Below are 7239 nucleotides of genomic sequence, written 5' to 3' on the forward strand. Positions count from 1 at the left end.
CCCGCCGGATTCGCCAGGCCGGCTTGATGGGCCGAATGCGCAGGACGCGCCCCGTCACGCCGCGCGGCGTCGTCGCGCGGCATGTCCGCCGCTTCCCTGCCGCCCGCATGATCTTGCGGCGCCTGTCTGTTGTTGTCCTGCTGCACGTGGTGGTTCCGGTGCGGGGCGGCTTGCGCCATGCCCCGGTCTGAATATACGGGGACGGCGTCGCTTCCGGTGCCGCCCCGCCGTATGCGTGCGTATGCTGCACGCGTCAGAAGCGTTCGAAATCCTGATCGTCCGTGTCGTCCGCATCGTCCGTAAGGTTGATGCGCACCCTGCGCGGGTCGCCCTCCTTCAGGATGGGCATGGCCGACGGCTGCGGCCCCGGCGCCCGCTGCACCTTGGGCGTCATGTCCGTCCCCAGTCGGAAGAAGGCCACCGTACGCTGCAGGTGGGCCGCCTGGGCAGACAGTTCTTCGGACGTGGAGGCCACCTCTTCCGAAGCCGCCGCGTTCTGCTGAATGACCTGGTCGAGCATGTGCAGGGCCTCGTTGACCTGGCTTGCGCCTTCGCGCTGTTCGATGCTGGCGGCGGCGATCTCCTGCACCAGTTCGGACGTGCGCTCGATGTCCGGCACCAGCTTGCCCAGCAGTTCTCCCGCACGTTCCGAAACTTCCAGGCTGGCTCCGGACAGCCGGGTGATTTCAGCCGCCGCGGCCTGGCTGCGTTCGGCCAGTTTGCGCACTTCCGAGGCCACCACGGCAAAACCGCGCCCCTGCTCGCCCGCACGGGCCGCCTCGATGGCGGCGTTCAGGGCCAGCAGGTCGGTCTGCCGGGCGATTTCCTCGATGATGGAAATCTTGCTGGCGATCTCGCGCATGGCCTTCAGCGTGGCGGCCACCGCCGTGCCCGAGTCGCGGGCATCGTCCGCCGCGCGCACCGCGATGGATTCCGTGGTGCGGGCGTTTTCGGCGTTCTGGGCGATGCGCGCCACCATCTCTTCCATGGAGGCGGAACACTGTTCCACAGAGGCCGCCTGTTCCGTGGCCCCCTGCGAAAGGGCCTCTGCCGTGGCGCTCAGTTCCTCGCTGCCAGCAGCCACATTCTCGGCACCCACCTGCACGTCGCGCACGACGTCCGACAGTCGCTGCACCATGTTGCCCAGCGAGGCCAGCAACCGGTCGTTGTCGCCGCGTGGCTCCAGCGACACGCGCAGGTCGCCGGTGGCCAGGGTGGAGGCGTTGCGCGAGATGGAACGCTCGACGGAGACCATCTCTCCCAGTGCGCGCATCAGGTCGTCGCGCGGGCCGCGCATGGCCACCTCGATGTCCACGTTGCCCCGGGCCAGTTCGCGGGCCGTTTCCACCACGCGGCGCTCGGCCTGGAGCATTTCGTGCATGGCTTGCAGCAGCCTGCCTACTTCGTCGGTACCTTCGGCCTTGACTTCCAGCGAGGTCTCGCCCTGGGCCACGGCCTCGGCCACCGCCGCCGCGCGGGCAATCCCGCCGCGCACCGACTTGCCGATGAGGATGGCGAACACCAGCCCCAGCACCAGCGCCCCGCCAGCAACCCCCAGCGAGATCACGGACGAGCGGCGTACCGCGTCTTCCATGCGGTTCTGCTGGGCGTCCTTCACCGCGACCACTGTGTTGCGCACGCCGTCGGCCACACTGGCCATGCCCGACATGCGGCTGTCGCGCTCGGCCTCGTCCTTGACCAGTTGTTCCACCTGCTCGCGGTATGTCCGGGCGCTGGCCAGCACCGTAGCGGCCAACTTCCAGTTTTCGCCTGGGCCCTCGCTGGCGGAAAGGCCGGATGCCGCGGAAATGGCTTTGTCCAGGCGCATGCGCGCACGCGACAGGGAATCCGTATCGCCCCGCCACAGATAATAGAGCACATCCACCCGCGACTGGAGAAATTCCGTCTCCAGCGTGACCAGGGTTTGCAATTCGTCGCGCCGGGGCGCCAGCGACGGGTTGGCTTGCACGACGGCGCTCAGGCGGGCGGCATGCAGCCGCTCCACACCTTCCTGAAGGGCATTGGCGGCCTGCACGGCATTCCTGATGGTCTGTTCGCGGTGGGTCAGCACACCGTCGAGTTCCAGGAACTTGCGCCGATAATCGGCATGCATGGGACCCAGCGCGTCCAGGCCGCCACCGCGCACCCCGTCTGACGCAAGGCGTTCGCGCAGCGCGGCGATGCCCTCGGCGTCCCTGCCGTGTTGCGCCTCGAAGGCACGTACGTGCTCACGGCCCTTGTTGAGCAGGTAATACAGGACTTCCACCCGCGAATGTTCCATGCCCGCCACCAGCGTCTGCGTGTTGCCCGTGACCTCCGACTGGCGCAACAGGTATTGTTGCTGCTGCCACGAAAAGGCAATCACCCCCACCACGATGAGCAGCAGCGAGCCAAACCCCAGGCTGAGCTTCATGAACAGACTGCAATTCTTGAGCATCCGGAAACCCCTTACCCTGTCGAAACCTGTCGAAAAATTGAACTGGCGTGCGTCATGGCGCGCCGGGCCTCTCCCGTATCGCATTTCACCGGGGGCGGCAAACAGCATGCCCCGCTGCCAATAACACACGCAACATACTGTATTCAAAAAGTATAACCATGCATCACAACCGCCGGGCGCAGGCCGAACCCCGGCAGATTGTGCCCATGCACAGTGCTGGCGCCCTGAAATATTGCAAGAAGCACACCGAGATAGGCTTCCGACGACAGCCGATCCTGAACGCCGCACCAGACGCCGGAACAGACGCGGGAGCAGCGGAGACACCAACCGTTGCGCGGCCATCGGCGCATCGCACACGGGAATGCATGCCCCGAAAACAAGAAGCCGCCGGAGAACCGGCGGCGTAACGCGGGATGCCTTGCGGCAGGTCTGCCACGGCAGACATGAAAGTCAGGAAAGGCGAGGCAGTCGGGCAGATTGGCCGAAGCATGCACGGCAGCGTTGCGGACAGGAACGTAACGACCCAGCGAAGCCGACTGCAACAATACGGAAAACGGCAGGTGCACCGGCACATCGACAGTGCCGGGGCGCCCTGTTCACCCGTGGGTACGCCGAAATCAGTACAATTCTGCGGGGCTCGCCGGGCGGGCCGGGCGGCGGGCGGCGGAACGTCTCGCGGTGGAAGCGTCGTTGTCCGTCGTGCGACAGATCGCCTCATCATGGGGGGAAAGGGGTTGTTCACCCTCCATGAGGGTAGCCAGGGTGGTTTCTTCCAGCGAACGCTCCAGCGCCTGCGACGCGCGCACCCAGGCCGACCTGGTCAGACACGAGGCCCGACGGGCACAGGCATTGGCATCGCCTGAACAGCAGACGGTAAGCTGGATGCCCCCTTCCATCAGGCGCACGATCTCGCTCAGGGTGATCTCTTCGGGGATGCGGGCCAGCATGTGCCCTCCGGAGGCCCCGCGAGAACTGCGCGTCAATCCGCCGCGCTTCAGTGTCTTGAGGATCTGCTCGATGAACTGGACCGTCACGCCGGTGTGCTGGGACAGCGCCGTGGTGGTCATGGGAGACTCTTCGCCGTGCATGGCCAAAGCAAGAAGGATGCGCGCCGCGTAGCGTGTCTTTGCTGCAAGCTTCATGGTGTCTGGTCCCGCGCCCGTCACTCGACGCCGCGCCACACGGAACGACGTAAAAAGAGTGAGCTATAACATAACTATGGGAAACTTCTTACAGAAAATATCCTCCTTTGTCAATAGGAATTAAAAAAATTCGCTTTCACTTCACGGGCTGAAAATCGGCAGAAACGTCAACATGTTAGCACATGCTGACATGCTGAAAAACGGAAATGAGTAAATAAAAACAATCAGTTTTCACAACATGAAGCGCCGCTCTCGCTCGCGCATGAACAAACAGCTTTCGAAAACAAGAGTGCCGCACCTTCACAAGGCCGTACAATCCCATTATTCCCACGCGCCGCACAGTCCGGCACCCGCCGGTCCTCATGTTTCCGGCGCAGGGAGCCGCCGGTGCTCAACTGTCGTAGGCAGGTAGCCTGCTTGTCCGTCACAACAAGCAAAACGGACATGCCGGCACTGCGGATAACGCGGGCAAAAACAAGAAAAAAAAATCACAATCAAAAATAACAATATAAATTCAACGCGTTGAAAAACCCCCTTCTTCCCGGGGGGTGCTTGACACCCAAATTCGGATGGGTTTAATTCATACGAAATTAATCTGATTCAAAAGGATTCGGATTAATGAAAATAAAATTGCATCAATTCACATACGATCAACCCCGGAATCTCCCGGTCAACAGCCCCCACCGCGCCCCGGCGCGCCGCCCTCGCTCCCCGCACAGGCACTGGAGAACGGCATGAGAATTTCCTCCACGGTGCATTACGCATCCCGGCTGCTGGTCAACCTTGCTCTGCACTGCCCGCAGGACGGCCCCCTTTCCGCCTCCGAACTGGCCGAGCACACGGGCATTTCCGTCAAGTTCATCGAAAAGATCATCCGCCAACTGCGCACGGCGGGCATGGTCCGCAGCGTGCGCGGCGCCGCTGGCGGCCACGTGCTGACCATGAACCCCGACGACGTGACCCTGGGCGACGTTCTGCGCGTGGTTGAAGGCGGCGTGCAGCCGCCCAACTGCTGCGTGGGCGCAGACTGCGACGACACCCCCTGCCGCTGCAAGGCAGCCTGGACCAGCGCCGCAAAGGCCCTGGAAGAAACCCTGGACCAGTTCACCCTTACCGACATCATGCACGGCGCCGAACGCCCCGATGACTGCGCCCACATGGCCAACGAGGCGGACGCCGACGCACGCCCCGCCCCCAAGGCCAAGCTGAACGGCAACAAGCCGCTGAACACGCCGCGATACGGCAGAACGCCCCGTGCCCTGCGGGGCTGCAATACCCGAATCTGCTCTCACCAAAGCCAATAAGTGAAGGAGTAACCTGGCATGAAGAAACTGCTCATTCTTGGGGCAGGTGCCGGCGGCACCATGCTCGCCACCAAAATGAGGAAAAAGCTCAGCGAGCGCGAATGGGAGATCACGGTCATCGACCGCGACCTTACGCACCATTACCAGCCCGGCTGGCTGTTCATACCCTTCGGCATCGACACCCCCAAGGGGTGCGAGAAGCCCAAGAAGGATTTCATCCCCCGTGGCGTCAATTTCGTGCAGGATACCATCACCAACGTGGATCCGGAAGCGAAGGTGGTCACCTGTGAAGGCGGCAAGTACAGCTACGACTGGGTGGTCATCGCCACCGGTTGCCGCATCGCCCCCGACGAAGTGGAAGGCCTGCTGGACGACTGGCGCGGCAACATCCACGACTTCTACACCCCCGACGGCGCCGCCGCCCTGCTGCCCAAGCTGAAGAACTTCAAGAAGGGCCGCCTCGTCCACCACATCTGCGAAACCCCCATCAAGTGCCCGGTCGCGCCGCTGGAGTTCATCTACCTGGCCGACTGGTACTTCACCAAGATGGGCGTGCGCGACAACATCGAGATCGAACTGGTCACCCCGCTGACCGGCGCCTTCACCAAGCCCGTGGCCGCCAAGATCCTGGGCGAACTGTGCGTGCAGAAGAACATCAAGGTCACGCCCAACTTCGTGGTGGACAGCGTTGACGCGGGCAACAAGACCATCGCCTCCGTCACCGGCGACGAGATCGACTACGACCTGCTCGTCACCATCCCCCCGAACATGGGCCAGCAGTTCCTGATCGATTCGGACATCGCCGACCCCATGGGCTTCATGGATACCGACAAGGGCACCCTGAAGTCCAAGAAGTACCCCAACATGTACGTCATCGGCGACACCACCAACGTGCCGACCTCCAAGGCCGGTTCCGTGGCCCACTACGAGGCCGACATCATCGCCGAAAACCTGATGTCCGACATCGACGGCAGCGAGCACTACCACCACTTCGACGGTCACTCTACCTGCTTCATCGTGACCGGCTACGAAAAGGCCTCGCTCATCGACTTCAGCTACGACGTGGAACCGCTGCCCGGCATGTTCCCCTTCCCCGGTGTGGGGCCCTGCGCGCTGCTGGGCGAAAGCCACATCAACTACTGGGGCAAGCTGATGTTCAAGTGGGTCTACTACAGCCTGATGCTGAAGGGTCACGAGTTGCCGTTCGAGCCGAACATGTACCTGCACGGCAAGGACACTTCCCTGATGCGGAAGAAGTAAGCCGGAGGCACCAATGACCAACGAAGAACTCATTCTCCAGCGCCTCGAGGCCATGGAAGAGCGGATCGCCTTCCTGCACGAGCGCGCGATGGGCACCAAGTACTTCATCGAGGAAGTGACGCCCATCGGCAACCACGCCTTCCGCCTGATGGTGGAAGAATTGCAGGACGTGCACGGCCACGTGCATCTCGACGACATCTTCGAGCTGCTGCGTCGTGGGCTGCGCAGCGTCCCCAACCTGAACTACTGCCTCGACCAGCTGGAAAACCTCATCGACCTGTGGCGCACCATGCACCCGGCGGTGGCCCCCACATGGCCCCACATCATCGAGGGGCTGGGCAAGTGGGAGCAGGACGGCGTGTTCGCCAAGCTGTCGGCCCTGAAGGGCGCGGGCGGCAAGGTGCTGGACGCCAACACCCCGGAAGGCATCGAGAAGATGGGCGACGCGCTCGCCTTCATGACCGTGCTGCTGCAAAAGCTGGCCGATCCCAACGTGCAGGTCTTCCTGGCCCGCGCGGTGGACATGCTGGGCAAGCTGGACCTGTCGCAGGCCAAGCCTGTGGGCATGTTCGGCATGGTCGGCGCCCTCGGTTCCAAGGAAGCCAAGGAAGGCCTTGGCGTTGCCATGGAAGTGCTGAAGGCGCTCGGCGCGCTGAAGGGCGACGGCTGCTGCGCCTGCGGCTGCGCCGCGCACGTCCCGGCCAAGAACGACTAGCGACATCGAACGGACCCGCCGTTGCCCCCCTTGGCACGGCGGGTCCTTTTTACACCCCACTTGTGAAGGAGTTATCAATGTCCGCGACCAACATGAGTGCCACCCGCCGCCGCGTGCTCGTCGTCGACAACGACCCGGTCGAGCGCGATCGCGTAGCCGGGCTGCTGACGGCAGAAGGGCATGCCGTGCGCACCGCCGCCTCCACGCCGGAGGCGCTGGAGGCAGCCGCCAGCTTCCGCCCTGACGTGATCACCCTTGAAATGGACCTGCCCAGCCCCGGCGGCACGGTGTTCTACGCCCGGCTGCGCCGCAGCCCCGCCCTGCGCGAAACCCCCGTGGTGGTGGTGAGCGGCGTGGGCCCGCGCCCGGCGCGCCTTTCCC

The 7239-nt window shown here is 63.7% G+C and carries 7 protein-coding genes; 5 read left to right on the forward strand and 2 right to left on the reverse strand.

Features of this window, described 5'->3' with window-relative positions:
• A partial coding sequence (locus tag FVW20_RS19595; protein WP_231038824.1) for a hypothetical protein occupies positions 1–191 on the forward strand: 191 nt, incomplete at its 5' end.
• Between the two features lie 62 nt (positions 192–253).
• Here FVW20_RS19595 and FVW20_RS03445 read toward each other — a convergent pair.
• A complete protein-coding gene (locus FVW20_RS03445) occupies positions 254–2437 on the reverse strand; it encodes a methyl-accepting chemotaxis protein (RefSeq protein WP_196608307.1) in 2184 nt (727 codons plus the stop codon).
• Positions 2438–3054: 617 nt separating this feature from the next.
• The gene (locus FVW20_RS03450) at positions 3055–3579 is read right to left on the reverse strand and encodes an RrF2 family transcriptional regulator (RefSeq protein ID WP_196608308.1); all 525 of its coding nucleotides are present in this window, start codon (positions 3577–3579) and stop codon (positions 3055–3057) included.
• A gap of 734 nt (positions 3580–4313) precedes the next feature.
• Between FVW20_RS03450 and FVW20_RS03455 the strand changes: the two genes are divergently transcribed.
• The 4 genes from FVW20_RS03455 to FVW20_RS03470 all read left to right on the forward strand — a co-directional run.
• Positions 4314–4883 (forward strand): RrF2 family transcriptional regulator, encoded by a 570-nt coding sequence (locus FVW20_RS03455; RefSeq protein ID WP_196608309.1) that lies wholly within the window; start codon positions 4314–4316, stop codon positions 4881–4883.
• A gap of 18 nt (positions 4884–4901) precedes the next feature.
• Entirely contained in the window at positions 4902–6143 is a 1242-nt protein-coding gene (gene sqr / locus FVW20_RS03460; RefSeq protein ID WP_196608310.1) for a type III sulfide quinone reductase, selenoprotein subtype, read from the forward strand.
• Between the two features lie 13 nt (positions 6144–6156).
• Positions 6157–6858, forward strand: coding sequence for a helical membrane plugin domain-containing protein (locus FVW20_RS03465; RefSeq protein ID WP_196608311.1), 702 nt, complete (start codon positions 6157–6159; stop codon positions 6856–6858).
• 77 nt (positions 6859–6935) lie between these two features.
• A partial coding sequence (locus tag FVW20_RS03470) for a response regulator (RefSeq protein ID WP_196608312.1) occupies positions 6936–7239 on the forward strand: 304 nt, incomplete at its 3' end.

It is taken from the genome of Nitratidesulfovibrio oxamicus (assembly GCF_015731765.1).
Lineage (GTDB): Bacteria > Desulfobacterota > Desulfovibrionia > Desulfovibrionales > Desulfovibrionaceae > Cupidesulfovibrio > Cupidesulfovibrio oxamicus.

Bases quoted from the DNA above. Each gene is read 5' to 3' on its own strand.
- FVW20_RS03445 (WP_196608307.1), bottom strand. From the start codon at position 2,437: ATGCTCAAGAATTGCAGTCTGTTCATGAAGCTCAGCCTGGGGTTTGGC.
- sqr (WP_196608310.1), top strand. From the start codon at position 4,902: ATGAAGAAACTGCTCATTCTTGGGGCAGGTGCCGGCGGCACCATGCTC.
- FVW20_RS03465 (WP_196608311.1), top strand. From the start codon at position 6,157: ATGACCAACGAAGAACTCATTCTCCAGCGCCTCGAGGCCATGGAAGAG.
- FVW20_RS03450 (WP_196608308.1), bottom strand. From the start codon at position 3,579: ATGAAGCTTGCAGCAAAGACACGCTACGCGGCGCGCATCCTTCTTGCT.
- FVW20_RS03455 (WP_196608309.1), top strand. From the start codon at position 4,314: ATGAGAATTTCCTCCACGGTGCATTACGCATCCCGGCTGCTGGTCAAC.